This is a genomic window from Mesorhizobium sp. M1423, assembly GCF_040317575.1.
GTDB lineage: Bacteria > Pseudomonadota > Alphaproteobacteria > Rhizobiales > Rhizobiaceae > Mesorhizobium.
The window spans coordinates 223,385-249,850 of record NZ_JAMYKU010000004.1; the positions used below are offsets into that span (position 1 = coordinate 223,385).

The following is a 26,466-nucleotide window of genomic DNA, read 5'->3' on the forward strand; positions in this document are numbered from 1 at the left end:
ATCGATCGGCTACGGCATCATCGGCTGCGGCATGATGGGCCGCGAGCACATCCGCAACATCGCTCTGTTGCCCGACGCGCATGTGGCCGCGATCTTCGAGCCGGACCCCGGCATGTTGGCGGCGTCGCTGGCGACGGCGTCGGGCGCGCGATCGGCGGCATCGATCGCCAAACTGCTGGCCATGGACGAGGTAGACTGCGTCTTGATTGCCAGCCCCAACCACCAGCACCTCGGTCAGATGGAGCAGATCGCCGCACTTCGACCACTGCCGGTGCTGGTGGAAAAGCCGCTCTTCACCGACGCCGCTGGCGAGGGGCGGATCGCGGCGCTGAAAGCTCGGCTTCCGCTCGTGTGGGTGGCCATGGAATACCGCTATATGCCGCCCGTCGCCGCATTCATCGAGCAGGCGCGCCACGCCACCGGCGGCATCCGCATGCTGACGGTCCGCGAGCACCGTTTCCCGTTTCTGACCAAGGTCGGCGACTGGAACCGCTTCAACCGCAACACCGGCGGCACGTTCGTCGAGAAGTGCTGCCACTTCTTCGACCTGATGCGGCTGATCCTCGGATCCGACCCCGTCCGCGTGATGGCGAGCGCTGGACAGGCCGTAAACCATCTCGACGAACGCTACGGCGGTGAGAGGCCGGATATCCTTGACCATGGCTATGTGCTGGTTGATTTCGCGAGCGGTGCGCGCGCCATGCTGGAACTCTGCATGTTCGCCGAGGGCAGCCGCTACCAGGAGGAACTCTGCGCTGTCGGCGGCGACGGAAAGATCGAGTGTCTGGTGCCGGGTCCCGGTCGCTTCTGGCCGACCCACCTTGGCCCTGCGCCAGTGCCCCAGTTGATCGTCAGCCCGCGCAATCCGCCTGGACCACGCCTGCTGGAGATTCCCGTCGACCCCCGGCTGCTCGAGGCAGGCGACCATAACGGTTCGACCTATTTCGAGCATGTCCGCTTCACCGCTGCGGTGCGCGGACAAGGCAAAGTGGAAGTGACCTTGCAAGACGGCTGGTGGGCCGTCGTCATGGGTCTCGCCGCCCAGAGATCGGCCCGCGAAGGCCGCGCCATCGAACTTGCCGTTGAATTCGCGTTGCCGACCTGAGGCCGACCACGCATTCACCAGACCATAGGGTCAGATGCGCCGACCGGTTGCTGCGTCGAACAGATGCGCACATGCGCGGTCGATCTCGATCCGCACCGGCGCGCCCTGCTTGAGCGGAAGCCGTTCGCGGAAAAGGCAGGAAATTTCCTCGCCGGCGCAGTCGACCTTGGCGAAGATTTCCGAACCTGTGGCTTCCAGAAGCGTGACCGTGCCTGGCATTCCCCCGGCAGTTGCGCGGATATGTTCGGGGCGGATGCCGTAGACGAGTTCGCGTCCTGCGGCATCCGCCGGCTGGGCGCCTTCCGGCAACGGCAGGATCAACCCGCCGGCGCTGCGGAACACGCCCTCCTCGATGCGGCCGGCAATGAAGTTCATGGCGGGCGAGCCGATGAAACCGGCAACGAAGAGATTGGCCGGATGGTCGTAGAGGTCCAGCGGCGCGCCGATCTGCTCGACCAGGCCGTCATGCAGTACGACGATCTTGTCGGCCATAGTCATGGCCTCGATCTGGTCGTGCGTGACATAGATGGTCGTGGTACCCAGCCGCTGGTGCAGGGCCTTGATCTCGCCGCGCATCTGGACGCGCAACTTGGCGTCGAGGTTGGAGAGCGGCTCGTCGAACAGGAAGACCTGCGGGTCGCGTACGATCGCGCGGCCCATGGCGACGCGCTGGCGCTGGCCGCCGGAAAGCTGGCGCGGATAGCGGTCGAGCAGCTTTTCGAGGCCAAGAATGCCGGCTGCCTTCCTGACCCGCCCAGCGGTATCGGTCGGGTCGGCTTTCTTGATCTTGAGGGCAAAGCCCATATTGTCGGCCACAGTCATATGCGGATAGAGCGCATAGTTCTGGAACACCATGGCGATGTTCCGGTCTCGCGCCCGCAGATTGTTGACCATACGCTCGCCGATTGCGATGCTCCCGCCCGAGATCGTTTCAAGTCCGGCAATCATACGCAGCAGCGTCGACTTTCCGCATCCCGACGGGCCGACCAGGATGACGAACTCGCCGTCGGCGATATCGACACTGACGTCGTGAATAATCTTGGTGGCCCCGAAGGCCTTCTGCACGTTGTTGATCGTTACCGATGCCATTGGATCTTTCCTGGAAAAAAGTGATGTCCGGACGCGCCTCAGCCGCCCTTGACGGCGCCGGCGGTCAACCCCGCGACGATCTGCCTTTGCGCGAACATGGTCAGGATCAGCACCGGCAGCGTCACCACCAGCGCCGCCGCGGCGAGCGGCCCCCAGCTGACCTGCTCGTAGGACAGCATGTTGTAGACGGCGACCGGCAATGTGCGCGTCTCCCGGCTGGCGAGCACCACGCCGAAGACGAAATTGTTCCACGAGAAGATCACGGACAGGATGAAGGCGACGACGATGCCCGGCTTGGCGATGGGCAGGGCAACCAGCCGGAAAACCTGCCAGGAGCTGGCGCCGTCGATATTGGCTGCCTCTTCCAGTTCCATCGGCGTGGTCTCGAAATAGCCGATCATCACCCAGACCACGATCGGCACCGTCACCACCAGGTGGATGATGATCTGCGGCCAGAGCGTGCCGAGAATCCCGATCCATTGGAACAGCAGAAACAGCGGGATGAGATAGGATAGCCCAGGCGTCATGCGGGCGATCATGATGACGACGGCGGATCGCTCGGCCTTGAGCCGCGCGATGCCATAGCCGGCCGGTACGCCGATCAGCAGCGCCAGCAAGGTCGCCGTGCCGGTCACCAGAACCGAATTCCAGAGATAGAGCAGGAAATTGTTCTCCTCGAACACCTTTACATAGTTCGACCAGGCGAAACGTTCGGGGATCAGGATCGGCGGATAGGCACCGTTGTCGATTTCGAACTTCAGCGACAGCGAGATCATCCAGAGGAAGAACAGGATCGCCGGCGAGACGAAAACCAGGGCAGCGAAAAACAGACCGATCTGGTTGAGCAGCCGTGAACTCATCTATTTGCCCTCCGTATCGATCCACTGCGAGCGTTGGCGCAGCATCAGCAGGACAAAAGACAGGGCCACGATGACAATGAAGAACACCACGGCCATGGCCGAACCGTAACCGATATCGTAGTAGGAGAAGGCGGTGTTGTAGAGATAGATGTTGATGGTTTCCGAGGCCGTGCCCGGCCCGCCCTGGGTCATCGCGTAGATGATGTCGAAGCTCTTCAGCGCATCGATGGTGCGGATGATGACCGCGATCATCAGGAACGGCGCGATCATCGGCAAAGTGAGATAGCGGAATTGCTGCCAGGCATTGGCGCCGTCGATCTCGGCGCTTTCGAAGGGCTCGCGCGGCACCGAGGCCAGCCCACCCAGCACAATCAGCATGACCAGCGGCGTCCACTGCCAGGTCTCGACCGCAACCAGCGACGGGATGACCGTGTTGGCATTGAAGATCCATTCCTGAGCCGGGATGCCGACCAGCGACAGCAGGTAGTTGAGCACGCCGAGTTGAGGATGGAACATCATGGTCCAGACCAGTGCCACGGCAACGGGCGTTGCCATCATCGGCATGACGAAGACGCCGCGCAGCAGGCCGCGCAGCGGAAACCTGGCGTCGAAGATCAAGGCGGCCAGGGTGCCCAGGAGCATCGGCGCTGCAACCGAGAGGAAGGTGTAGGTCAATGTATGAACAAGGGATTCCCAGAAACGTGGGTCGCTGGCCAGGCGGAGGTAGTTTTCCATCCCGGCAAAGCTCCGCGACTGGCCGAGCGTCCAGCGGTTGACGCTCATCCACAGCGTGAAAGCCCAAGGAAAAACGATGACGGCGCCAACGACGACGAGTGCGGGGACAACGAAAGGCCAGTAGTTGGGAGCCAGCCGGATCGTCTGGCTCCCGTCGATAACCGGCATCGTCACCCCGGTCTGTTCTGGGGTGGTGGCCGACATCAGCCCTGCTCGCTCCTGTCGAGAACCGGCTGGAACTGCTCGGTGGCCTTCTTCAGCTCGGCGGCGGGATCGGCGCCGGCAATCATGTTGGTCAACGCCACGCCATAGATGTCGCGGAATTCGGTGACGGGGATGATGACCGGCAGTGCCAGCCGGCTGATATTGCCTGAGCCGATCACGGCATCAAGCCAGCTTGCCGGCATGGTGACGCCTTCGCGCACCTTGGGATCCTCCAGCACGGATTTGCGGAACGGAACGCCGGCGCCGGCCTGCAATAGCCGCGCGCCCATGGCTGGCGATACCGCCCACTGGCAGAACAGATAGGCGGCCTCCTTCTTCTCGCTGGCGGCGGTAACGCCAATCCCGTCGCCAAAGGTGCCCGAGGCATGCGCCTTGGGACCCTTGGGCATGACGCCGTAGCCGACCTTCCCGACCACCCTCGATTTTTCCGGGTTTTCCATCGGCGGGGCAAAACCCACGCCGTCGAGCCACATGCCGATCTTGCCTTGCAGGAAGGCAGACTGTGCTTCGGCCCAATTGAACCCGGTGACGCCCGGAGGGGCGGACTTGGTCATCAATCTTTGATAGAGCGCGGCAGCCTCGATCGCCTCGGGAGCCTCGGTGCGCAGCTTGCCCTTGTCGTCGAGCGGCGTCATGTCGTAGCCGAGCATCAGCGATGTCCACACCGGCGTATTTGCGTTCTTGAGCCCGCGGGCGACGAAGCCGTATGTATTGGTCGACGGGTCGGTCAGCGCTTCGGCGGCGGCCACCAGTTGCTCGAAGGTCTCGGGGTATTTGAGGCCCTTGGCCTCGAACAGCTCCTTGTTCCAATAGAGGATCCAGTAGTCCACCGAGAAGGGTAGCGAGCGCAGCACGCCCTGGCCGTCCTTGGCAAACAGCATGCCGGCCTCGGCGAAGTCGCTTTCGACCAACCCCGGGTCGGTGAGCGACGGGTCGGCGAGGTAGCCGGCGATGTCAGCCAGCCAGCCACCTTTCTCGAACTGGCGCTTTTGCACGTGGTAGCTCAGATGCACGACGTCGAAGCTGGGCTTGCCCGAGCTCAATTCGATCACCGTCTTCTGGCGCTGCTGCTGCTCGGGCGTGGCCTCGGCATTGACCTTGATGCCGGTCAGTTCCTCAAACTCGGCGAGATATTTCAGGATGGTGTCGCTGCGCGGGCTTTTCACCAGATTGACGTCAAGCGTCGTCCCGGCAAAGCGTTTCCAGTCGACGCCTGCGGCAAAGCTGGGGCGGAGCCCCACAAGGCCGGCGGCGGTGAGCGCCGCGGTTCCGGCAAGGAGTTGCCTCCTGGTTGGGTTGAACAGATTGGACGACATTTCTTCCTCCCGGTTGCTGTCGTTGTGGATGCGCCGCGAACCGCGGCGCGGCTATATTTCCTCAGATCTGGAGCGCCAGTCGGCGCGCATTGTCGATATGCAGACTGATCGCTTCAACCGCCTTTTGCGAATTGCGGCTCTCCATGGCTTCGATGACCGCCAAATGTTCGCGCATCACCGGCACCACGCGACCGTCGATGCGGAAACGCTCCTGGTGGATCAGCCGGATTTTCACCGAGTTGACCAGATAGGCCTTGGCGATGATCTCGTTGCCCAGCGCATTGATAAAGGTATCGTGCATGGCCCAGTCGATGGTCTGGGCCTTGGCTTCCATTTCCGGCGTCGGCGCCTGCCCCAGAGCTTGAGCCAGCATCTCCTCGTGTTCGCGCCGCATGCGGGCAAGTTCGGCATCTGAAGCGCTGGCCGTGAATAGCGCCACCGCCTCGCGTTCCATGAATAGCCGAAACTGAAAGGCCTCGCGGATCAGATTGATGTCGATGTGCGCGATTTGCATGCCGCGCTGCGGGATGGTGGTCAGCAATCCCTCGGCCTCGAGACGCGGGACGATCTCGCGAATAGCGCCCAGCGGCAGCCCGGTGAAAGCGACCAGTTCGCGCTGTGACACGAACTGCCCCGGCCGCAGATCACGGGCCAGCAAATGCCGCGTGAAGCTGGCATAGGCTTTCTCCCGGAGAGTGATCGGTTCGCTGCCGTCTTCCACTTCAGCTCGCTTCCTTGTCGGCCAGCCCGGCCTTGTCGGTCAGGCCGCCTCTGTCGCAAACAGCCTGTCGTAGGCCGCGGCAAGCTGCCGCCGTCCTTGTGGGCCGATCGCCTCCAGGGGCGGGCGTACCGCCAGCCAGCGCTCGTCGCCGGTCGTGCGCGCGACCATGACCTTCACCGCCGGTGTGACCGGGTATTTGAGCAATTCGAGCACGAAGTCCTCGACGCGTGGGTCGTCGCGGCCGTCTTCGACCATTGCGAGGATTTCGCCGGTAACAAAATTAGCCATGCCGGAAATCGCACCCTGTCCGCCGCGGCGCACGCTTCTCGCCAGATGCCGTTCGTCGCCGATCAGGATCACCAGATCGCCATGCGCTTCAAGCAGCGCCTCACTGTAGCTCCAGTCCCCGCCGGAATCCTTCACCCCGGCCACCACAGCGGGAAAGGCGGCGCGCAACCGGCCGATCAGCCCAAGCGGGAGCGGCACCATGGTGACAGAGGGGATGTTATAGAGGAGCACATCACGCGCCAGCGGGCCGAGTGCGGCGAAGACGGCGGAAAACCATCCGAACAGCCCGTTCTCGCCGACATTCTTGAAGTAGCTCGGCGGAGCGAGCAGAATGTTGCGAACGCCGCGCTGCAAAGCGTGCCGAGCCTGATCGGCGGCATCTTCGGTTGCATCGACCAGCACGCCGGCGACGAGCTGATGTGCCGGTATACCGGCCGCCAACATGGCTTCGGTGACGATCCGCCGCTCGTCGGTGCCCACCGAGGCTCCTTCCCCGGTGGTGCCGAACAGCGTCGCGCTGCTGCAGCCGGCGCCAAGGCAGGCTCGGGCGTGCGCGATCATCGGCGCGAGCGCTATCTGCCCCGACGGGTCGAAGGGTGTGGTTAGGGCAACCGAAAGACCAAAGCGGGAAGCCAATGCGATCTCCGTTGAAATCAATGTGCACGTAGCGTTAGCACGCTAACATGTCAGATGTAAACTGGCGATCTTGCCAACTCGGCATCGCCGAACGGCGCTGCCGCGGCAGCGCCATCGCCGATCACATCCGCCGCCCGAGCATCACATATGCTGCTGTCCCCGAGCGTCTGCGGATTGGCTGGACGAGGCGGCCTAAGCTGATCAAGTGGCGACGAGGTGGCCGTCGCCAACATCTTCAAACTTGAGTTTCCGGGGCTCGTCACCGATGCGCCGCACAGCGCTTGGAATTTCGCTGTCCAAACGGGCGAACCGGGCGCGGCGCCGGCCTGGATCGGGAACCGGAACGGCTTCGATCAGCCGCTTTGTGTAAGGATGGCGCGGGTTGGAGAAGATCTGGTCGCGGGTGCCCATCTCGACGATCTGCCCCAGATACATTACCGCCACGCGATCGGAGATGTTCTCTACCACCGCCATGTCGTGCGAGATGAAGAGATATGCGACGCCGAATTCGCGCTGCAGTTCCTTCAGCAATCTTAACACGCGCGCCTGCACCGACACATCGAGAGCAGAGACGCTCTCGTCGGCAATGATCAGCTTTGGTCGCAGCGCCAGCGCCCGTGCAATGCAGATTCGCTGGCGCTGCCCGCCGGAGAATTCGTGGGGATAGCGCTCCATCTGGTCAGCGGAGAGGCCGACGCGTTCGAACAGTGCGGCGATCTGGGCGTGCCGTTGCTCTTTGTCGCCGAGGCCGTGGATCAGCAGAGGCTCGGCGACGAGATCGCCTACTCGCATGCGCGGGTCGAGGGACGCGAAGGGATCCTGAAAGATCATCTGCACATTGCGGCGTACAGCCTTGCGCTCCTTGCGGCTGAGCGCCGACAAGTCGTGGCTGCCGATTGAAATGCTGCCGGTGTAGGGCACCAGCCCGGCGATCGCCTTGGCCGTCGTCGACTTGCCGCAGCCCGATTCGCCGACCAGCGACAGCGTTTCGTGCGGCGCGATCGAGAAACTGACGCCCTCGACCGCGTGCACCCTGCGGTCAACGCGACCGAAGAAGCCGCCGCGCAGGTCGAAGCGGACGTGAAGATCGCTGACGGATACAAGCTCGGCCGGCATGTGGGCGGCGTCTTGTCGGTCTTCGGCCGGCCGTCCGCCGCCGATGCGTGGCACGGCGGCCAGAAGCTCGCGCGTATAATCTGCCTGCGGGCGGGTGAAGATGTCGGTCGCGCTGCCCTGCTCGACCATCCGGCCATCGCGCATGATGATAACGCGGTCCGCCATCTCGGCGACGACACCCATGTCGTGCGTGATCAGGATAACACTGGTGCCGTGCTCGCGCTGCAGGTCACGCAGCAACTCCAGCACCTCGCCCTGAACGGTGACGTCGAGGGCGGTCGTCGGTTCATCGGCGATCAGCACATCCGGATTCAGGGCCAGAGCCATGGCAATCATCACGCGCTGGCGCATGCCGCCTGAGAGTTCGTGCGGATAGTGCTCGAGCCGCCGTTCGGCATCCGGAATTCGGACTGCCTTCAGCGCCTCGAGCGCCCTCAGCCGCGAGTTGGAGCGCGACCGCGAGGTGTGTGCCTCGATCGCCTCCGTGAGCTGCCGGCCGATGGAAAGAACCGGATTGAGCGATGTCATCGGTTCCTGAAAGATCATGGCAATGCGGTCGCCGCGGATGCGGCGCATACCACTCTCGCTAAGAGCCGCGAGATCCTGATCGCCGAGCCGGATGGAGCCTGATCTGATGCGTGCCGCCGGCTGCGGCAGCAAGCCCATGATGGCCAGCGCCGTCATCGACTTGCCGGAACCGGACTCGCCGGCGATGCAAAGCGTTTCGCCGCGCATCAGGTCGAATGTCAGGTCGGAAACGACGTCGCGGTCGCCCTCTTCGCCGCGCACGGCGACGCTCAGACCTGAGACGCTGAGTACCGGCCTGACAGAGCCACTCTCCGCGGCGGCCTGCCCGGATCGTTTGATGTTCTCCACCTTCATTCAAAGACGCAGCGCGGGAAGTAGAAAGAAACCACCCAGTTGGGCATGTCAACGATCTCGCTGATGCGCAGGTCGCCGCAAACCGACACAAGCATATAGGCGTCTACCGGATCCATACCGTAGCGGCCGGAGAGCAGGTCTATCATCTGCGAGACGGCGCTCCTGGCGCCGTCCATCAGATCCGGCCCGATACCGGTTGTCACCTCATAGCCCTTGGCGTCGAGATGTCGCGACACCGGACCGGGCGTCGTGAAACGCGGCGTCCGCAGCCGGGCATCCTTGACCAGATCGAGCGTCAGCACGGCGTTCATGGGGCTCTCGATGGCCGTGCCGCAGACCTCGCCGTCGCCTTGCGCGGCGTGCGTGTCACCGACCGAGAACAACGCTCCCGCGACCTCTACGGGCAGGTAGAGCACCGTGCCGGCAGCGAGATCACGGATGTCCAGATTGCCGCCCACCCGCCGCGGCGGGACCACCGAATGCAGACCCGGCTCAGCCGGGGCATTGCCGATGGTGCCGGCGAAGGGCTTGAGCGGCACCCGGCCGCTCTTGCCGAACAGCGCCGGTTCGAGCGAGGCGGCGTCGTACTTCCAGATATTCAGTGCCGGTTGAGTGAAGTCATCCGCCAACAGACCGAATCCCGGGATATTCGCTGTCCAACCGAAGCCGGACGGCTTGAACGCCTCGATGGTGATTTTCAGGGCATCGCCGGGCTCTGCCCCGTCGACATAGATTGGCCCAGTGACCGGGTTCACCTTGGCAAAATCGAGCAAAGCAACGTCGTCAACGGTGCTCTCCATCGTCAGCTGCCCGCCGGACGAGTCCAGGCACTGGAACTCGATCGTCGACCCTGGCGCCACCCGTTCGGCCGGGACAAAGGAATTGTCCCAGCCGAAATGATGGTGGCGCCCGTGGATGGTGTAGTCGCAGTTATTGCACATCGGTCACATACACATTGTCGTAGTTGATCGGGATGTGGACCGGGTCGACATAGAGGTTGTCCGCGCCACCCATGCGGGTTGATTTCATGGTGAAACGCTGCTCGTTGAACACCGGTGCCCAGGGCGCGTCGTCCATGATCTTGCCGTAGATCTCGCTCCAGATCTTGGCGCGTTCGCCAGCCTTGGCCGGGTCGACGATGGAGTCGGCTTCGGCCGCCTTGGCGTCGAGCTCCTTGTTGCAATACCACGACCAGTTCCAGCCGCCCGGGACGGCACCAGCGCAGCCGAGGATCGGGCCGTAGAAGTTCGACGGATCGGGGAAGTCGGCGATCCAGGCCATGCCGCCGGACCAGATCATCGGCGCACCGGCCTTGTCGCCGCCGGCGGCGATGACGTTGGCCTGCGCGAGCGACTGGATGCTGGCCTTAATGCCGACCGCCGCCAGATCCTGCTGGATGGCCTGCGCGATACGCGGGTTGGGATCGGTATTCATTGCAAACAGCTGCGTGTCAAAACCACCGGGATGCCCCGCCTCGGCAAGCAAGGCCTTGGCCTTGGCTACGTCATAGGGATAGCCCTTGAATTCTTTGTCGTAGCCAGGCATCGACGGCGGCAATGGCTGATTGGCCGGCACCGCACGGTTGTTGATCAGCTGGACGATGCGGTCCTTGTTGATCGCCATGTTGACCGCCTGCCGCACCTTCAGATTGTCGAACGGCGCCATGGTGGTATTCATGGTGATATAGCCGGTGTGCAACTGGCCGCCCTCGACGACACGGGCCTTCTGCTCGGGATCGGCCATCACCTCCTGGAATTTCGCTGGCGGAATGCCGTCGCCGGGAACGTCGATCTCGCCTTTCTGCAGCCGCAGCAGCGCCACTATCGGCTCCTGGCCGATCTCAAAGGTGATCTTGTCGAGATGCGGCAGGTCCTTGTGCCAGTAGTCCGGGTTGCGCTCGAAGACCACGCGCTGGCCGAGCGTCCATTCGGCGAGCTTGAAGGCGCCGGTTCCGACCGGGTGCTTGCCGAAGTCCGCGCCGTATTTTTCGACCTCTTCCTTCGGCACGACGTGCGAGAAGTTGATCGCCATGACATGCAGGAAGGTGGCGTCGGGCCGGGTCAGCTCGAACTTGATCGTGTAGGGATCGACGACGGTTATGCCGGCCAGGCTTTCCGCCTTGCCGGCAGCGACATCGTCATAGCCTTTGATCGACCCGAAGAAGCCGGCACCAGGGCTCTGTGTCTTTGGATTGGTGACCCGGTCGAGCGAATATTTCACGTCGTCGGCGGTCATCTCGCGGCCATTGTGGAACTTCACTCCTTGGCGCAGCTTGAAGGTGAAGGTCTTGCCGTCGGACGCAATCTCGTAGCTCTCGGCAAGGTCGGGCCGCAGGTTGGTGGTGCCCGGCTCGTAGTCCATCAGCCCGTCGAACAGGCTCTTGATCATCGACCAGTTCTGCCAGTCATAGCCGATGGCCGGATCGAGCGTAGCGACGTCGTCCTTGTAGGTAATGGTGATCGCGCCGCCCTGCTTGGCATTCGGATCGACGGCGTCTTCGGCGCGTACGCTCGTCATGCCAAGCACCAGCGCAAGCGCCGATGCCGCCACGGTCGATATCAGATATTTTCTCATGTCATGTTCCCTTTCTCTGGTGTTCTTGGTTTTCATCTGAGCTTGATGCGTGGATCGATGAACGGTGCGACAGTGTCGGCCAGGAGATTGCCGAGCACGATGGCAAAGGCCGAAACCAGGGTGACCCCCATGATGATCGGAATGTCGATGCGCTGAATGGCCTGCCAGGCTAGCTGGCCGATGCCTGGCCAGCCGAACACGCTTTCGACAACCACGATGCCGCCCATGAAGATGCCGATGTCGATGCCGATCATGGCAATGACCGGCAGGATGGCGTTGGGCAGCGCGTGCCGGAAGATAATGGCGCTGCGTGCAAGACCCTTGGCACGCGCGGTACGCACGTAATCCTGGCGCAGCACGTCGATCATCGACGAGCGCATCATGCGGGCGTACCAGCCTGCGCCGAGAATTCCCATGGTCAGCGACGGCAGCACCAGATGGCGCCAAGTGCCGTAACCGCCGATCGGGAACCAACCGAGCCGCACCGCGAACACATAAAGCAGCAGCAGGCCGACAACGAATTGCGGCGCCGAGACGCCGACGAAGGAGGCGACCATCAGCGACTGGTCGGTGGCGGTGCCGCGCTTGACGGCGGCGATGAGGCCCATCGTAAGCCCGATCACGACTTCGCAAGTAATGGCGCCGACCATCAGCAGCAGGCTTGCCGGCAGCCGCGAGACGATCAGCTCCGTGACCTCCGAGCGCTGAATGTAGGAGCGCCCCAGATCGCCGCTGAGCAGGCTGATCAGATAGTGCCAATACTGGACGACAAAGGGCTGGTCGAGGCCGAGCTGCCGGCGGATGTTCTCGACCGTCTCGGGCGTGGCGCTGCGGCCGGCGATCTGGCGGACGGGATCGGCGGGCAGCAGATAGAGCAGCGCAAAGGTGATCAGAGAGACGCCGAGCAAGATGAGCACGGACTGGACAACGCGGCGGCCGAGATAGGCGATCATCTTCGCCCCCTTTGCGTCGGATCGAGAATGTCGCGCAACGCATCGCCGACTAGGTTAAAGGCTAGCGCTAGCGCCAGGATCGCCGCACCCGGAAAGAAAACCAGCCAGGGCGCTGCCTGAAAATAGGTTTGGTTTTCGAAGATGATGTTGCCCCAGGAAGCAGTCGGCGGTTGCACGCCGATGCCGAGATAGCTGAGCGTCGCTTCCAGAAGCACCGTGGTCGAGATGCCGAGCGTGCCCCAGACGATGATCGTCGGCAAAAGGTGCGGCAGGATATGACGAAACAGGATGCGTGGAGCGCTTGCGCCGATGGTGCGCTCAGCATCGATGAACTCGCGCTCGGAGAGCGAACTTGTCTCGGTGTAGATGACGCGGGCGGTCTGCACCCAGTTCACCAATGCGATCACCATAGCGACGATCCACAGGCTCGGCTGGAGCACCGCCGCCAGGCAGATGGCGAGCAGCAGCGCCGGGAAAGCCATCATCAAATCGGTGAAGCGCATAAGCGCGCTGCCGATCCAGCCGCGGAAATAGCCGGCCGTGATGCCGACCAGCGTGCCGATCAGAAGCGCCACGCCATTGGCGACGATGCCGATGATCAGCGACGTGCGCGCGCCGAAGAGAAGACGGGTCAGCAGGTCGCGGCCAAGCAGGTCGGTGCCTAGCCAGAATTGGGCTCCCGGCGGCAGTGGCGCGCCTTCAAGCGTGAGCCCGTCAAACATCTGCTCGTTCGGATCGTAGCCTGTCAGCCACGGTGCAAGAATGGCGCCGGCCAAGACAAGGGCAATAATCCCGAGGCCGAGCAATGCGAGAGGCCGTTTTAGCAGACGTCGCCAGACGCCGGCGCGAGGCTTGGCTGGCATACGCGCGGCGGCTGAAAGCTCAGGCGCGATCGGATTGGTCATCGTCGCCTTCTTCTTGTGTCATCGCCACGATCCGGCGCGCGGCGTCCTCGACGCTGATTTGCCAGCTCATCGCCAGCGAGCGGAGCTGCGCATAGGCACGGCCGTCCTCGGCGCCCTTCGACAAGACCTCCACCGCGCGTACAATGGTCTGGCGCTCCGCGACCCGCTGACGAAGCGAGGTGATCTCGCTGGCCAGAAGCTTGCGCGCCTCGAAACTCTGCCTTGCGATCAAAAGCGCGCTATAGACGCCGGCATTGCCTACCGGTTTCAGCAATTGGGCATCGGCCTTGTGCGACAGCGCCCATTCGACACGCCCCGGCGCCTCGGAGCCAATCAATGCTATCAGCGGCATCGCTGCCTCGCCCGGCATCCACGGAAATTGCTCGTCAAAGCCGAGGTCTACGTCGAAGAAAACGAAGTCCGCCGCCAAGGCTTCGGCCGGCAGTTCCGGCCAGAAGCCAATCGCCTCAAGGCCGATGGCCGACAATTGCCTTGTGATCGCCTGCACGGTCGGATGTGGACGATGCAGGACAAAAGCCCTGGCGCCTCCAAGGTTCGGGATACGCGCCATCTTGCTCACGACACCACCCGCAGGCGTGGCCGCCCGAACGTCTCCGTCCGGTCATAGCGGGAAAGGTAGGGATCGGGTGCCACGCCCTTCGTCAGCGTGACCGTTTTGAACGATGTTCCATCGATACGTCCGATCTGCACCGGCAAGGTAGCGTGCTGGGTTTGCGGGTCGATGGCGATGTCGCCCAGCGGTGTTCGAAATGATGTTCCGGCAAAGACCTTGGGAAGGTCCGTCCATTGTGCACCGGGGTTGCGGGTGAGGATCTCGGCGAGCGTGCGCACCGAGGCATAAGCCGCCGCCTCGAAGGATGAGGCAGGCATGACGGAAGACACTGAAGCCGCTCCGCGATCCGCCCCCGAGGTGTCGTGAAAATAGGGCCCAACGGAAAGATGACCATCGCCTGCCCCGTTGAGCGCCGGCAATTCGCATTCCGTGAGATTGCAGGACAGGATCGGGCAACGCTCCGGGCTGAAATGCGGGTCGCGCCGGCCAAGCTCGGCATAGGCGGCGATAAACGCATAGGAAGAAGGGCCGATGAGATTGTTCAGAATGAAATCAGGTCTCGTCGCCTGTACCTCCGCGATCAGCCGCGCAACATCGACCTCGCCAAGCGGCAGATAGCGTTCGCCCAGCACCTTGCCGCCGGCGTCCGCAATCAGGTCGCGCGCCACACGGTTGGTCTCCCAACCCCAGATGTAGTTGGAACCGAGCAGGAAGCCGTCGGCGCCGAAACGAGGCACGACATAGGCAAGCAGCGGTACGAGATGCTGATTGGGGCAGGCGTGGGTGTAGACGACATGCTCATTGGCTTCGAAGCCCTCGTACGGGCAGGCATACCACAGCGTGCCGCCTGCCCTTTCCAGGATTGGAATGACCTCCTTGCGGCTCCACGAGGTGACGCAGCCAATGATGTGACGCGCGCCGCTGTTGGCGAGAATGTCCGCGCAGCCGCTTGCATACCGATCGATGTTGCCCTGCGGGTCGCGCTCGACCGGGATGAATTCGAAGGGGACAACGGGATCGGCGTTGACGTCGGCGATGGCGTTCATCGCGCCCGCACGGCAGGATTCGGATAGCAGCCGGTAGTTACCGGACCGCGAATAGAGAATGCCGATCTCGATATGCCGTTTCAAGCAAAGCCTCAAAATGACAATGCCCCGCAGCCACCGCCGCAAGGCGAGGCATACGAGGCATTCTTGCCGCCCGGCGGCCAGAGCCGGTATTTGTCTCACCGTATTACGCCCGCGCCCCCAGTCAAGAGCCGCCACACGAAACTTTGGCCAGCCGAAACGGTTCGACGCGGAGCACGCAACTCATGCCGCTGGTCGTGTAGAGTCCGCCGGGAACCAAAATTGCTGATGTCCAGGTATGAGGCCGGACAACCTGGTTCGCTACCATTCAAAGCAACGACTTTAATATCGGTTTACCTGAATCTGCTAGCAGCAATGACGCCGGTTTTCGTCGGTCAAGCAAAGGGTCCACCTTGCCGCAGCAATTCAGCACTCCGTTCAGTCACCGGGGCGACCGCAACTGGTCGAGGTTGCACGGCTTCATGGGCGTCGAGTTGGAACTCGCGTCCGATGTTCTCGTGCCTCGTGTCGCCTTGGCCCGGAAGCTCGGCGGACGGGACTTCGGTGCCGGGAGCCGGGCTTGAGCGTCATTCGCGCCTTGCAAGGCGCCGACCTCCCGGCAGTCGCGGACATGTTTCAGCGCGTGCTGCTGAAGGAAGGGACGAAAGCGCCGGCCTCTCTCGTCGAATACATGAGACGGTTTTATCTGGATGCGCCCGGTTGCGGCGGCGACCTCCGGTCGCTTGTTCATGTCAACGACGCCGGTCGCGTCTCCGGATTTGTCGGTGTCCACGTGCTGCCGATGACGTTCAACGGCCGACAACTACGCGCCGCCATCTGTAGCTCGCTCATGGTCGAGGCCCATGAGCACGATCCGCTGGCCGGCGCTCGCTTGCTGAAAGCATACCTTGATGGTCCGCAGGACATCTCCTTCAGCGAGACGGCCAACGATATCTCAGTGAAATTGTGGACCCGGCTGCGCGGCGCGGTCCTGCCGCAATACAGCCTTGACTGGGTCCGCGTGATGCGCCCCGCGGCCTTCATGCTCAGCCTTTCCGTCAATCGCCTGACGCTTGCCCCAATGCTCAATCCGTTGGCGCGTGCCGTCGACCGATTTTATTGCAGGAGGATGACGCCCAGCGAACGACGCTGGTCAGGTGTGGCGGTGGAAGGGGCAGGCCACGGAGCATTTCGGATATCCGAAATCGACAGCCACACATTTGCCAAGCTCATCGAGCCGTTTACCGCTCAATTCGCCCTGCGCCCGGATTGGACGGAAGGCCAACTCGACCACATCCTGACCGATGCGGCACAGAAGCCGGATCTAGGCGAGCTTGTCTTTGGTTGCGTGACATCGCCAGTCGGCACCAATGTCGGCGCTTTCGCCTATTACGCACGGAAGTATCAAATTGGTCGCGTGCTGCAGATCCTCGCCCTCCCCGGCCAGGCGGGCTCGGTGATAGACTGCCTTATCGATCATGCCGCCGCGCGCGGCGTCAGCGGCCTGCGCGGACGTGTTCAACCTGCACTTCTGGAGGCGATGCTTGGACGACGCATCGCTTTCCTGACCGTTGCCTCAACAGTGGTGCATTCACGTGATCCAGGGCTGTTGGACGCCATGAAGAACTCGCAAGTCTTCCTGAACGGTCTTGCGGGCGAGCAGTGGAGCCGGCTGATCGGGAGCCGTTTCAGCTAGAGCCGGGACACGTTCAAATCGAGCCGCCCATCCGTGGCCCGGTTTCCAGGCGGTTCAGGTGCCGATTTCCTCGACTTCATCAACCAGTTGCGGACGCTGGTGCAGATAACGCGTCGCCTTGCGTTTGGCGATGATATCGGCCCAGACGCGTTCCACTTGTGAGGCGGCCAACCCCGCCGCCTGCCCCACCAGCTCAGCCGCCACGCCGTTGTTGAGGCCGTAAAGGCAAATATCCATACGGTCATAAGGAAGCGAGAAGTAGAACTCCTCCTGGGTCTGCGCCAGCGAGTAGGTATCGGTGGTCGGCGGCCGGTTCCGGATTTCCTCCGGAACACCGAGATGGGCCGCCAGCGCATAGACCTGCGTTTTATAGAGGTGCGCGATCGGCTTGACGTCCGCTGCGCCGTCACCGTTCTTCACGAAGAAACCCTGATCGTATTCCAGCCGGTTCGGCGTTCCAAGGACGGCGAAGTTCAAGCGGTCGGCGTGATAGTATTCGATCTGCTTGCGGGTGCGCTGTTTCATGTTGGTGGCGGCGACGATACCAAGATAGACAGGCAACGGCATTCTCAGTTTCGTCTGCTTGCCTTCCGGATCCTGCACCACCAGGGATGAGATATTGTAGCCCTTGCCCTCGAGGGCGTTCGCGATCACGATCTTCGAGGCCCAGCCTTCGGCGTATTCCGGGACCAATTCGCGGATAAAGGCGTCGCGACGCTGGTAGCAGCCCATCGCGCTCAGGGTCGGCCCGATATCCTCTACGATAGCCTCGACGCCAAAAGTTTCGGCGACGAGGCGGCCGAGCCGCAGACTTTCGGGATCGGAATCGCTTTCCGGCATGAACAGGCAAAGCACATTCCGCGGTCCGACGGCTCGCGCGGCCAACGCGACCGACACGCTCGAATCGATCCCGCCCGAAAGACCGAGCACAAGGCCCCGCTTGCGAAACCCGCGCAACTGCTGGCGCAAAGCCGTTACGACACGGTCCGTTTCGGCGGCCAGGTCGATCGCCAGAGCCTGCGCCAGAAAGGTCCGCGCGTCCTTGGCGGGGCGAACATTCATTGAGCGGCCTCCATGGTTTCTGCCGCAAGCCGACGACTGACCTTGCCGGTATCGGTCTTCGGCAGTTCCCGGCGGAACTCGATGACCCTGGGGACCATAAAGTCCTCAAGGTGGCGTGCACAATGACGAATGATATCCTTTTCGCTAAGCGCCGGGTCGGACCGTACGATGAGTGCACCGATCGCATGCCCGAGCACGGGATCCGGCACACCGACAACCACTGCTTCCGCGATGTCCGGATGCGCGTGAAGGACGGCTTCCACTTCCTTGGGCGCGACTTTCTCCCCCCGCGACTTTATGATGTCGTCCTTGCGGCCGACGAAATAAAGAAAGCCTTCCTCATCGGCCCGGAACAGATCGCCGGTGTAGAGAACCATCTCCCAAGGATTCGGACCTGGGCGAAGGGCTTGTGCCGTCGCAGCTTCGTTTCGCCAATAACCCTGCATGACGTGCGGCCCGCGAATGACCAACTCACCTGCTACGCCCGGCGGCACTCGTTGCCCGTAGTCGTCGACGACAAAGGCCTCGGTGTTCGGAATGGCTATCCCGACCGACCCCGGCCGGTGGTCGAGTTCCTCGGGTGGCAGATAGGTGCAGCGCTTGCATTCCGTCAGGCCATACATCGAATAGAGCCTGACATCGGGGAAAAGAAACCGCAGGCGTTCTATGTGAGCCGGCGGCAAGGCAGCCGCCGTGTTGGAAATATAGCGAAGGCTGGGCAGGAAGCCCGGCGCCAGGTCACGCATCTGCAGGATCATCGCTGCCATCGTGGGCACGAGCGGAAGACCGGTGACGCCTTCCTGGCGGATACGTTCAAAGACCGCCTGGGGAAAAGCGAAGGACTTCTCGAGCACGAGCGTGGCGCCGAGCCTGACAGCCATCAGCAACTGATAGAGCCCGTAGTCGAAAGCCAGGGGCAGAACATTCAAGATGATGTCGTCCGGCGAATTGCGCAGATAGGTGGTGATTGAGTCGGCCGCCGCGTCGCAATTGCGGTGCGTCATCATCACGCCCTTGGGCCGGCCGGTCGAGCCCGAGGTGTAGATCAACATCGCAAGATCGACGTCAATGCCGCGGTGGTCAATCTCCCTGGCTTGGAACGTCAAGCAATCCGCCAGGGATGTGGCGCCTGCCGGGCATTGGTTATCCGCACCAAGGGTGGAAGCCACGAAGATGCCGGTCTTGCCGGAGGATCCGGACGCCTCGGCGACCAAGGGCATCAGTTTTGCTTGCGTAAGGATCGCAGCTGCGTCGCAATCGGCGATGATGTAGGCAAGCTTTTCGGCCTTGGTAGATGCGTTGATCGGACTGAAAGTCGCGCCTGCCTTAAGAACTGCGAAAATCGAAACCGCAGCCTCCCAGCAATTGTCCATGAAGATCAGGACGCGGTCGTCGCGCCTGACGCCGTTCGTGAAAAGGGCGGCGGCCAGGCGGCTCGAGAGATCGTCCAGCTCTTCGTAACACAGCCTTTTGTGCTCGGTGATCAATGCCGTTTTGGCTGGATGGGCAGCGGCCTTGGCAGCCAGAAAATGTTCGATCCGCACGGACGCTCCTCGCCAATTGCGCCTACGCTGCCAGCGCTTCTGCTTTCGCCTTGATGAAGGCGGAGATACGGTCAATCGAATCCAGATTGGCCGGTACGATGTCGGTATCGACCATCGCGATGCCGAAATCATCCTCAATGAAAGCTACGAGTTCCAGCACGGCCGTCGAGTCGATGATGTCGTTCTCGATCAGTGATGCCGTGTCTGCAAGCTCGTAGGACGAGTCGCCGAACAGGAAGTTGTCGACGATAAAGGTTTTGACCTTGTCCTTGATTGTTACCATGATGTTTTCTTCCCTCGATTTCTCAGGCCGCTCGTGCTGTACCGACCTTTTGGCCGGTGAAAATCTTCTGCCACAGTTGGGTCGACAAAATGCCGACGAAGGCAGCATTGTCGCGGAACCCGGACGCTGGCTGCAAGCGGCATTTCTCGTGCAGGTTCGCCACCGCCTTGGCGTTGAATAGTCCTCCGGCGGCGATGCTCGCCTCGCTGAGCGAGTCGCGCACGTAGTCCAGTTCTCCGGCTCCAACGAAGGAGCGGGCTTCCGGCGCCCGGTAAGGCTGTTTGGTGCGCTCCCCGATGGTCGTCGGGAGCAAGTGCTTGGCAACTTTGCGCAGTATGTGTTTTTCCACCAGTCCCTTCAGCTTCATTTCCGGCGGAAGTCTTGCTGCAAACTCCACCAAACGATGATCGAGGAAGGGGAAACGCCCTTCAATACCGTGCGCCATGGCCATCCGGTCGCCCTGGCTCGAGAGGATGTAGCCCGGCAGGAGAAAGCGGGTTTCGAGATATTGCCCCTGATGCAGCGGATGCCACCGGGAAAACGCCTCAGGCAACCGGCTGGCCAGTTCCTCGGCTGCGTCATAGCCCTTCAATGTCGCGCGCAGGTCACCGGAAAAGAACATCTTCGCCGCTGATGTGGTCTTGAAACGCGGCCGATGCGAGAACAGCGGATCGTCCAGGGCAGCGCTGCCGGTGCCGAAGAACGCAGCCAGGTACTCCACGGACTGCTGTTGCAGCCCCGGCAGATAGGGATAAAGCTTGCGGAACAGCTGTGGCCTGCTGCGCGATGCCGGCTGTCGTCCGCAGAAACGGCGAACCCGCGCTTCCTTGAAGACATCATAGCCGGCAAAGACCTCGTCGGCGCCTTCGCCTGTCAGCACCACTTTCAAACCGGCCTGGCGAACGAGGCCGGACAGTTGATAGAGGGGGGCGGGGGCGGTGCGGATGATCGGCCGTTCGGCAAAGCGGATGACTTCGGGAAACACACCGGCGATATCGCCGGCACGGCAGGCGATGGTTCGATGATAGGTGCCAAGCGCCAACGCCATTTCGGTCTGAAAGGCGCTTTCGTCATGCTCGGCGCTGTCGAACGTCACGGAAAATGTCTGCAGCTTAAGAGGAGTCATGCCGGCCGCGATTGCCGAAACGAGGGATGAATCGAGCCCGCCCGAAAGGTAAGAACCGACCGGAACGTCGGCGCGCATGCGAAGCCTCACCGCGTCGGTCAAAAGGGCCTGCAGTTCTTCGGCCGCATCGTCCTCATTGCTAATTTTTGATGGCGCGTCGAGATACGGGTAGTCTAGGTGCCAATATGGTTTGACCGTGACTTGCCCCAGTGTCGCGATCATCACGCTTCCCGGCTCCAGCTCGTGGATGTTGCGGAAAGCCGTGCGTGGAGCGATCGGCGCCCACAGCGTAAAGATCTGGTCGAGTGCGATCTGATCGATTTCGCCCGAGACGCCGGGCACCTTCAGCAGGGCTTTTATCTCCGACGCAAAGTAGAGCACCCCGTCCCTGCTGGTGTAGAACAGCGGCCGAACACCCATGCGGTCTCTTGCAAGCACCATCCGCCGACGCCGATTATCCCATATCGCGAAGGCGAAATCACCGTTCAGGAGCGACAGGCAGTCCTCGCCCATCTCGTCATACAGCTGCAGGAGAACTTCTGTGTCGCTCGACGTGCGGAAGCGTCGGCCCTTGGCCAGCAGTCCTTCGCGCAATTCCACGTAATTGAAAATCTCGCCGTTGAACGCAATCGTCAAATTGCCGGTCTCGTCGGACATCGGTTGCTGGCCATCACCAATCCCGATCACCGACAGCCGCGCATGCCCAAGTCCAGCTTCGGGCGCTACGAATTTCCCTTGTTCATCCGGCCCGCGATGGGCGATCGCAAACGTCATGCGCGCAAGCAAAGCTTCCGCATCCCGGACTGAACCGAAATAGCCCCCGAATCCGCACATCTACACAGCTCATACTGAACAGCAAGCCACAGAACATAGCGTTCATAAGCGCCTCAAAGGTTAATCAGATACTTTTCAGCGAGCATGTGGTTAACAGGATGTTAGGACAGTATGATGCTTTTTGCAGTCCGACTTGTACCCACTCCAGGTCACGCCTGATGGTGAGCTACTGTCGCACGAGCACCATGGGCCAGGTTCTTCAAAGCTTCGCGCCGGATCAGTTGCGGATTTGGGCCGAATGCCAGTGATATCGGTTCGCATCGAGATAGGAGATGTCACAGCGAGCGGTGCAAATTACTGCTTCGAGTACGGCCGGTACCAATCGACAAACTTCTTCAGCCCGTCCTCTATCGAAACGCTAGGCCTAAAGCCGAAATCCCGCTCCAGCGCGGTCATGTCAGCATAAGTCTTCTCGACGTCGCTCGCCTGCATCGGCTCGTTGTGGCGGATTGCCTTGACCCCGAGCAGCCTTTCCAGAATGTCGATGAAGTCGCCCAGCCGCACCGGCCGGTTGTTGCCGACATTGTAAAGCCTGTTCGGCGGAACGTCCGTGGGGGGCTTGTCGAGCACAGCGACAACCGCCTTCACAACATCGTCTATGTAGGTGAAATCGCGCCACATTTCGCCATTGTTGAAGACCCGGATCGGATTGCCCTCGAGCATCGCCTTGCTGAACATCCAATAGGCCATGTCGGGGCGGCCCCAGGGGCCATAGACCGTGAAAAACCGCAGGCCGGTCTGCGGTATGCCGAACAGATGGGCGTAGGTGTGGCTCATCAGTTCATCGGTTTTCTTGGTGGCGGCGTAAAGCGAGACGGGCTTGTCGACCTGATCGGCCTCGCTGAACGGCACGCTGCGGTTGCCACCATAGACCGAGCTCGACGAGGCATAGACCAGATGCTCGAATGCCGGTTCGGCGCGACAGAATTCGAGCACTTCGAGGTGGCCCATGACATTGGAACGGATATAGAGCCGTGGATTGTCGAGTGAGTGACGCACGCCGGCCTGCGCTGCGAGATGCACGATCCTGACAATGCCTTTCCCGGCCAAAGCGGCCGCAAGCGCGCCCTGTTCGGCAATATCGATCTGGTGGAACGAAAAATCCTTACGGGGCAGAAGGCGGGCAAGCCGCCCCTTTTTGAGCGCCAGGTCGTAATAGTCGTTCATGTTGTCGACGCCGACGACCGCTTCTCCCCGGTTGAGCAGATGGTGGCAAACATGACTGCCAATGAACCCCGCGGCTCCGGTGACAAGTATAGGCAACAAGCTTCTCCACGCGCACAGCCGGGCGGGTATCTGGAGAGGCAGATCCAGCCCATTTCGTCGTGCTATAGTCGAAAGCCGAGGTGGAGACCACCACTAAGCTGATGCTTCAGCTTGCCTCGCGCATGGCTTCGGCAGCCTGCAGGTCGACCGACACCAGTTGGCTGACGCCTTGCTCGGCCATGGTTACCCCGAACAGCCGGTCCATGCGCGCCATGGTGATCGGGTTGTGTGTGATGATGACGAAGCGCGTTTCGGTGGTTGCGGCCATTTCGTCCATCAGATTGCAGAAGCGTTCGACATTGTGGTCGTCGAGCGGGGCGTCGACTTCGTCGAGCACGCAGATCGGCGCCGGGTTGGTCAGGAACACGGCGAAGATCAGCGACATCGCCGTCAATGCCTGCTCACCGCCGGACAGCAGCGTCATCGTCTGCGGTTTCTTGCCGGGCGGGCGCGCCAGGATCTCGAGCCCGGCTTCGAGCGGATCGTCGGACTCGATCAGTTGCAGCTCGGCGGTGCCGCCGCCGAACAAATGCGAAAACAGCCGCTGAAAATGGCCGTTGACCACCTCGAAGGCGGCGAGCAGCCGCTCGCGGCCTTCGCGGTTCAGGCTGTGGATCGCCTGCCGCAGCTTGCGGATCGCCTCGATGATGTCGTCGCGCTCGGAGACGATGGTCTCCAGCCGATCCGATAGTTCTTTCTGCTCTTCCTCGGCGCGCAAATTGACAGCGCCCAACCGTTCGCGCTCGACCTTCAGCCGGTCGAGCTGACGCTCGACCTCGGCCATTTCGGGCATCGGGCTGTCGGGTTCGAGGCCAGTGTGGCGGATCACCAGATGCGGCGGCGTGTTCAGCGTTTCCTGGATGCGCGCCTCGACTTCCAGCCGCCGCTCGTCGGCAGCGGTCAGCCGCTCTTCGGCGCGAACACGCGTTTCGCGCGCTTCGGCGAGCGACTGAATGGCAGCGGTCGCAGCCTTGTCCAGCTCGGACTGCCGGTTCTCCGCTTCCTGCAAGCGGTCACCTGCAGCTTTTCGCAGGCTTTCGGCCTCGGCGAGTTGCGACAGCAGGGCGCGCCGTTTGGCGTCGATCTCGTCGGGTGCGTCGGCCAGTTGCTCGCGCTCGGCCTCAGCCTCTGCCTTGCGTTCGCCGAGTGCCGCGATCTGCGTCGAGGCGTTTTCGGCGCGCTCCACCCAATTGCGCCGTTCCGCGCCGATCGCGTCGAGCCGGCGCGTACGTGCCTCGGCTTCTCGCCTCAGGCCCTCGTGAACGGCACGCGCATCGGCAAGGGCGGCGCGGTCGCGGGCGACGTTGGCCGCCGACTGCTCGAGCTGCAGTTGCAGATCGCCGAGATCGGGAGCGTCTTGCAGCAGCATTTCCGCCTCGACGAATGCTGCCGCCGTCTCCTCATGGCTGTCGACGATACGCGCGCGCGCCTCGTCAAGTGCTGCACGCCGGCTCGACAGTTCGCCGCCGGCTTTTTCGGCCTCAGCCAGCGTATTGCGGGCAGCATCCAGCCCATGCTGGGCGTCGCGCCCGGCCTGTCGGGCATTGCGTTCGGCCTCGCTCGCCTGGGCAAGCGCCTGTTCGGCCTGCGCAAGCGCCTGTTCGGCTTCGCGCAGGATGCGCGTGGCATGAACCGCTTCGGCATCGAGTTCGGCCAGCCGGTTTTTCTGCGCCAGCCGCTGCGCGGCGGCGGTCGGCGCATCGGCGCTGGCGGTGAAGCCATCCCAACGCCAGAGCGCGCCTTCGCGGCTGACCAATCGTTGACCGGGAGCAAGCAGCGTCTGCAACTTTCTTCCGTCGGCGGCATCGACAATGCCGATCTGGGCCAGCCGGCGGGCCAATTGCGCCGGCGCGCGCACCACGCTAGCGAGGCTCTTTGTGCCTTCCGGCAAAGCGACATCGCCGGGCTGGATTTCGCTCTGGCCCCAATGCACAGGCGCGCTACGATCAAGCGGCACGTCAAGATCTTCGCCAAGCGCGGCACCCAGCGCCGTCTCGTAGCCACGCTCGACGCTGATCTGCTCCAGCACCGAGGGAAACAAATCGCCGCTCGCGGCGTTCAGGATCTTGGCGAGCGTGCGGGCCTCGGTTTCGATCCGCGCCAGTTCGGCCTTTGCGTCCTGAACCGGTGGGCGGGCGGCACTTTCGCTTGCGCGTGCCTCGGCGACCGCCTGTTCCGTGGCAATCGCGGCTCGTTCGGCCCCTTCGAGCAGCGCCTGCGCCTGTTCGACCAGCAGCCGCTTCTCGGCGGGGTCGGGCAGGCCGGCGACCCTGGAGACGATCTCCGACAGTTCGCGGTCGACATCGGCAAGCTGGCGGGCAAAGCGGTCGCGGCGCTCAGCGGTATCGCGCAGCGTCCGTTCAATCTGGTTGCGCGAGGCGGCCGCCTCCGCCCGTTCGGCGGTCAGCGAGGCCAGCTTGGCCTCGCTCGAAGCAAGCGTCGATGCCGCCTGCTCGAAAGCCGCGCGGGTGCTGGCCTCGCGCTCGGCGGCGCCGGCGTTTTCGACATTGAGCGCGGCTTCTTCGGCGGCGAGGCGTTCGAGGATATCCGCATTGTCGCGGACCATGCGCTCCTCGCGGGCAAGGTCGCCATCGAGCTGTTGCAGTCGGCGGTCGAGCTCAGCCTGGCGGGCGCGGATGCGGCCTGCCTCTTCCTCGATCTGTGCCTTGGCGATCGACAGGCGCTGGAAGGCGGCGGCGGCGGCGGCTTCCGCATCGCGCAGGTCCGGCAGCCGGTGGGCGTTGATACCTTGTTCCCTTGCGGCAGCCATCTGGGCGGCAGCACGGTCGCCGACCAGCGCGGTGGCAATCGCCAGCGCCGAACGCGCTTCGCCTTCCTGCGTCTTGGCCAGCGTCCAACGCAGATGCAGCAGCGTCGCTTCGGCCTTGCGGATGTCGGCCGACAGGTTCTTGAAGCGCGAGGCCTGGCGGGCCTGGCGTTTCAGGCTTTCGATCTGGCTTTCCAGCTCGCCGACGACGTCATCCAGCCGTTCGAGGTTCTGTTCGGCCGCCTTCAGCCGCAGCTCGGCTTCGTGGCGCCGTGTGTGCAGGCCGGAAATGCCGGCCGCCTCTTCCAGCAGTGCGCGGCGCGCCTGCGGCTTTGCCTGGATCAGCTCGCCGATGCGGCCCTGGCCAACCATCGAGGGCGAGCGGGCGCCGGTCGACTGGTCGGCGAACAGCAGCTGGACATCCTTGGCACGGGCTTCCTTGCCATTGATGCGGTAGAGCGAGCCGGCCTCGCGCTCGATGCGGCGCGAGACCTGCAACTCATCGGCGTCGTTGAAGGCAGACGGCGCAGTCCGGTCGCTATTGTCGAGGAACAGCGTGACTTCGGCGGTGTTGCGGGCCGGACGCGTTCCCGAGCCGGAAAAGATGACGTCGTCCATGCCGGACGCACGCATGTTCTTGTAAGAGCTTTCGCCCATAACCCAGCGTAGCGCCTCGACCAGGTTCGACTTGCCGCAGCCGTTCGGCCCGACGATGCCGGTCAGGCCGCGTTCGATGACGAACTCGCCGGGTTCGACGAAGGATTTGAAGCCGAGGAGGCGAAGGCGCGAGAACTTCATTCGCGCCGACCCATAGCCAAGTTTCGCAAAACTGTTCCGCGGTT

21 protein-coding genes are annotated in these 26,466 nt (G+C 62.7%); 2 read left to right on the forward strand and 19 right to left on the reverse strand.

What is annotated here, in order from left to right; all coding sequences use genetic code 11:
- The first annotated feature begins 31 nt into the window (after positions 1–31).
- Complete coding sequence (locus tag NKG95_RS07660; RefSeq protein ID WP_502913934.1) at positions 32–1,105, forward strand: Gfo/Idh/MocA family protein; 1,074 nt, start codon at positions 32–34, stop codon at positions 1,103–1,105.
- Between the two features lie 30 nt (positions 1,106–1,135).
- Here the strand turns inward: NKG95_RS07660 and NKG95_RS07665 are convergent, their stop codons facing one another.
- From NKG95_RS07665 to NKG95_RS07725, 13 genes are all read right to left on the reverse strand, one after another.
- Positions 1,136–2,194 carry an ABC transporter ATP-binding protein gene (locus tag NKG95_RS07665; RefSeq protein ID WP_353040352.1) on the reverse strand — a complete coding sequence of 353 codons (1,059 nt, stop codon included), beginning with the start codon at positions 2,192–2,194 and terminating at the stop codon, positions 1,136–1,138.
- A gap of 38 nt (positions 2,195–2,232) precedes the next feature.
- A complete protein-coding gene (locus NKG95_RS07670; protein ID WP_023674179.1) occupies positions 2,233–3,054 on the reverse strand; it encodes a carbohydrate ABC transporter permease in 822 nt (273 codons plus the stop codon).
- Entirely contained in the window at positions 3,055–3,957 is a 903-nt protein-coding gene (locus NKG95_RS07675) for a carbohydrate ABC transporter permease (RefSeq protein WP_245274609.1), read from the reverse strand. It lies immediately after the preceding gene.
- A gap of 35 nt (positions 3,958–3,992) precedes the next feature.
- Positions 3,993–5,330 carry an extracellular solute-binding protein gene (locus NKG95_RS07680; protein ID WP_023716964.1) on the reverse strand — a complete coding sequence of 446 codons (1,338 nt, stop codon included), beginning with the start codon at positions 5,328–5,330 and terminating at the stop codon, positions 3,993–3,995.
- A gap of 61 nt (positions 5,331–5,391) precedes the next feature.
- Positions 5,392–6,051, reverse strand: coding sequence for a GntR family transcriptional regulator (locus NKG95_RS07685; protein WP_023716963.1), 660 nt, complete (start codon positions 6,049–6,051; stop codon positions 5,392–5,394).
- 39 nt (positions 6,052–6,090) lie between these two features.
- Positions 6,091–6,975 carry a dihydrodipicolinate synthase family protein gene (locus NKG95_RS07690; protein WP_353040353.1) on the reverse strand — a complete coding sequence of 295 codons (885 nt, stop codon included), beginning with the start codon at positions 6,973–6,975 and terminating at the stop codon, positions 6,091–6,093.
- Positions 6,976–7,176: 201 nt separating this feature from the next.
- The gene (locus tag NKG95_RS07695; RefSeq protein ID WP_353040354.1) at positions 7,177–8,973 is read right to left on the reverse strand and encodes an ABC transporter ATP-binding protein; all 1,797 of its coding nucleotides are present in this window, start codon (positions 8,971–8,973) and stop codon (positions 7,177–7,179) included.
- Complete coding sequence (locus NKG95_RS07700; RefSeq protein ID WP_353040355.1) at positions 8,970–9,914, reverse strand: acetamidase/formamidase family protein; 945 nt, start codon at positions 9,912–9,914, stop codon at positions 8,970–8,972. The genes NKG95_RS07695 and NKG95_RS07700 overlap by 4 nt, the downstream gene beginning before the upstream one ends.
- Positions 9,904–11,547 carry an ABC transporter substrate-binding protein gene (locus tag NKG95_RS07705; RefSeq protein ID WP_353040356.1) on the reverse strand — a complete coding sequence of 548 codons (1,644 nt, stop codon included), beginning with the start codon at positions 11,545–11,547 and terminating at the stop codon, positions 9,904–9,906. Before NKG95_RS07705 ends, NKG95_RS07700 begins: the two co-directional genes overlap by 11 nt.
- Before the next feature lie 32 nt (positions 11,548–11,579).
- Positions 11,580–12,500: an ABC transporter permease gene (locus tag NKG95_RS07710; RefSeq protein ID WP_352547582.1), complete on the reverse strand. Its 921-nt coding sequence runs from the start codon at positions 12,498–12,500 to the stop codon at positions 11,580–11,582.
- The gene (locus tag NKG95_RS07715; protein WP_502913931.1) at positions 12,497–13,405 is read right to left on the reverse strand and encodes an ABC transporter permease; all 909 of its coding nucleotides are present in this window, start codon (positions 13,403–13,405) and stop codon (positions 12,497–12,499) included. Before NKG95_RS07715 ends, NKG95_RS07710 begins: the two co-directional genes overlap by 4 nt.
- Positions 13,383–13,985, reverse strand: coding sequence for an ANTAR domain-containing response regulator (locus NKG95_RS07720; protein ID WP_353040357.1), 603 nt, complete (start codon positions 13,983–13,985; stop codon positions 13,383–13,385). The genes NKG95_RS07715 and NKG95_RS07720 overlap by 23 nt, the downstream gene beginning before the upstream one ends.
- Complete coding sequence (locus NKG95_RS07725) at positions 13,982–15,109, reverse strand: transporter substrate-binding protein (RefSeq protein WP_353040358.1); 1,128 nt, start codon at positions 15,107–15,109, stop codon at positions 13,982–13,984. Before NKG95_RS07725 ends, NKG95_RS07720 begins: the two co-directional genes overlap by 4 nt.
- A gap of 517 nt (positions 15,110–15,626) precedes the next feature.
- On the opposite strand from NKG95_RS07725, the gene NKG95_RS07730 reads away from it, so the two are divergent.
- Complete coding sequence (locus NKG95_RS07730) at positions 15,627–16,742, forward strand: hypothetical protein (RefSeq protein ID WP_353040359.1); 1,116 nt, start codon at positions 15,627–15,629, stop codon at positions 16,740–16,742.
- 54 nt (positions 16,743–16,796) lie between these two features.
- Here NKG95_RS07730 and nadE read toward each other — a convergent pair whose 3' ends face one another.
- The 6 genes from nadE to smc form a co-directional block, all read right to left on the reverse strand.
- A complete protein-coding gene (gene nadE / locus NKG95_RS07735; protein ID WP_352483696.1) occupies positions 16,797–17,804 on the reverse strand; it encodes an NAD(+) synthase in 1,008 nt (335 codons plus the stop codon).
- Positions 17,801–19,348 (reverse strand): class I adenylate-forming enzyme family protein, encoded by a 1,548-nt coding sequence (locus NKG95_RS07740; RefSeq protein ID WP_353040360.1) that lies wholly within the window; start codon positions 19,346–19,348, stop codon positions 17,801–17,803. Before NKG95_RS07740 ends, nadE begins: the two co-directional genes overlap by 4 nt.
- A 22-nt stretch (positions 19,349–19,370) precedes the next feature.
- The gene (locus tag NKG95_RS07745; RefSeq protein WP_156948004.1) at positions 19,371–19,634 is read right to left on the reverse strand and encodes an acyl carrier protein; all 264 of its coding nucleotides are present in this window, start codon (positions 19,632–19,634) and stop codon (positions 19,371–19,373) included.
- A 19-nt stretch (positions 19,635–19,653) separates the two neighbouring features.
- Entirely contained in the window at positions 19,654–21,591 is a 1,938-nt protein-coding gene (gene asnB, locus NKG95_RS07750; RefSeq protein ID WP_353040361.1) for an asparagine synthase (glutamine-hydrolyzing), read from the reverse strand.
- 294 nt (positions 21,592–21,885) lie between these two features.
- Positions 21,886–22,854 carry an NAD-dependent epimerase/dehydratase family protein gene (locus NKG95_RS07755; RefSeq protein WP_352483699.1) on the reverse strand — a complete coding sequence of 323 codons (969 nt, stop codon included), beginning with the start codon at positions 22,852–22,854 and terminating at the stop codon, positions 21,886–21,888.
- 109 nt (positions 22,855–22,963) lie between these two features.
- Positions 22,964–26,422 (reverse strand): chromosome segregation protein SMC, encoded by a 3,459-nt coding sequence (gene smc, locus NKG95_RS07760; protein ID WP_353040362.1) that lies wholly within the window; start codon positions 26,420–26,422, stop codon positions 22,964–22,966.
- Positions 26,423–26,466: the final 44 nt, after the last annotated feature.

Bases quoted from the DNA above. Each gene is read 5' to 3' on its own strand.
- NKG95_RS07660 (WP_502913934.1), top strand. From the start codon at position 32: ATGATGGGCCGCGAGCACATCCGCAACATCGCTCTGTTGCCCGACGCG.
- NKG95_RS07665 (WP_353040352.1), bottom strand. From the start codon at position 2,194: ATGGCATCGGTAACGATCAACAACGTGCAGAAGGCCTTCGGGGCCACC.
- NKG95_RS07670 (WP_023674179.1), bottom strand. From the start codon at position 3,054: ATGAGTTCACGGCTGCTCAACCAGATCGGTCTGTTTTTCGCTGCCCTG.
- NKG95_RS07675 (WP_245274609.1), bottom strand. From the start codon at position 3,957: ATGCCGGTTATCGACGGGAGCCAGACGATCCGGCTGGCTCCCAACTAC.
- NKG95_RS07680 (WP_023716964.1), bottom strand. From the start codon at position 5,330: ATGTCGTCCAATCTGTTCAACCCAACCAGGAGGCAACTCCTTGCCGGA.
- NKG95_RS07695 (WP_353040354.1), bottom strand. From the start codon at position 8,973: ATGAAGGTGGAGAACATCAAACGATCCGGGCAGGCCGCCGCGGAGAGT.
- NKG95_RS07700 (WP_353040355.1), bottom strand. From the start codon at position 9,914: ATGTGCAATAACTGCGACTACACCATCCACGGGCGCCACCATCATTTC.
- NKG95_RS07705 (WP_353040356.1), bottom strand. From the start codon at position 11,547: ATGAGAAAATATCTGATATCGACCGTGGCGGCATCGGCGCTTGCGCTG.
- NKG95_RS07710 (WP_352547582.1), bottom strand. From the start codon at position 12,500: ATGATCGCCTATCTCGGCCGCCGCGTTGTCCAGTCCGTGCTCATCTTG.
- NKG95_RS07715 (WP_502913931.1), bottom strand. From the start codon at position 13,405: ATGACCAATCCGATCGCGCCTGAGCTTTCAGCCGCCGCGCGTATGCCA.
- nadE (WP_352483696.1), bottom strand. From the start codon at position 17,804: ATGAATGTTCGCCCCGCCAAGGACGCGCGGACCTTTCTGGCGCAGGCT.
- asnB (WP_353040361.1), bottom strand. From the start codon at position 21,591: ATGTGCGGATTCGGGGGCTATTTCGGTTCAGTCCGGGATGCGGAAGCT.
- smc (WP_353040362.1), bottom strand. From the start codon at position 26,422: ATGAAGTTCTCGCGCCTTCGCCTCCTCGGCTTCAAATCCTTCGTCGAA.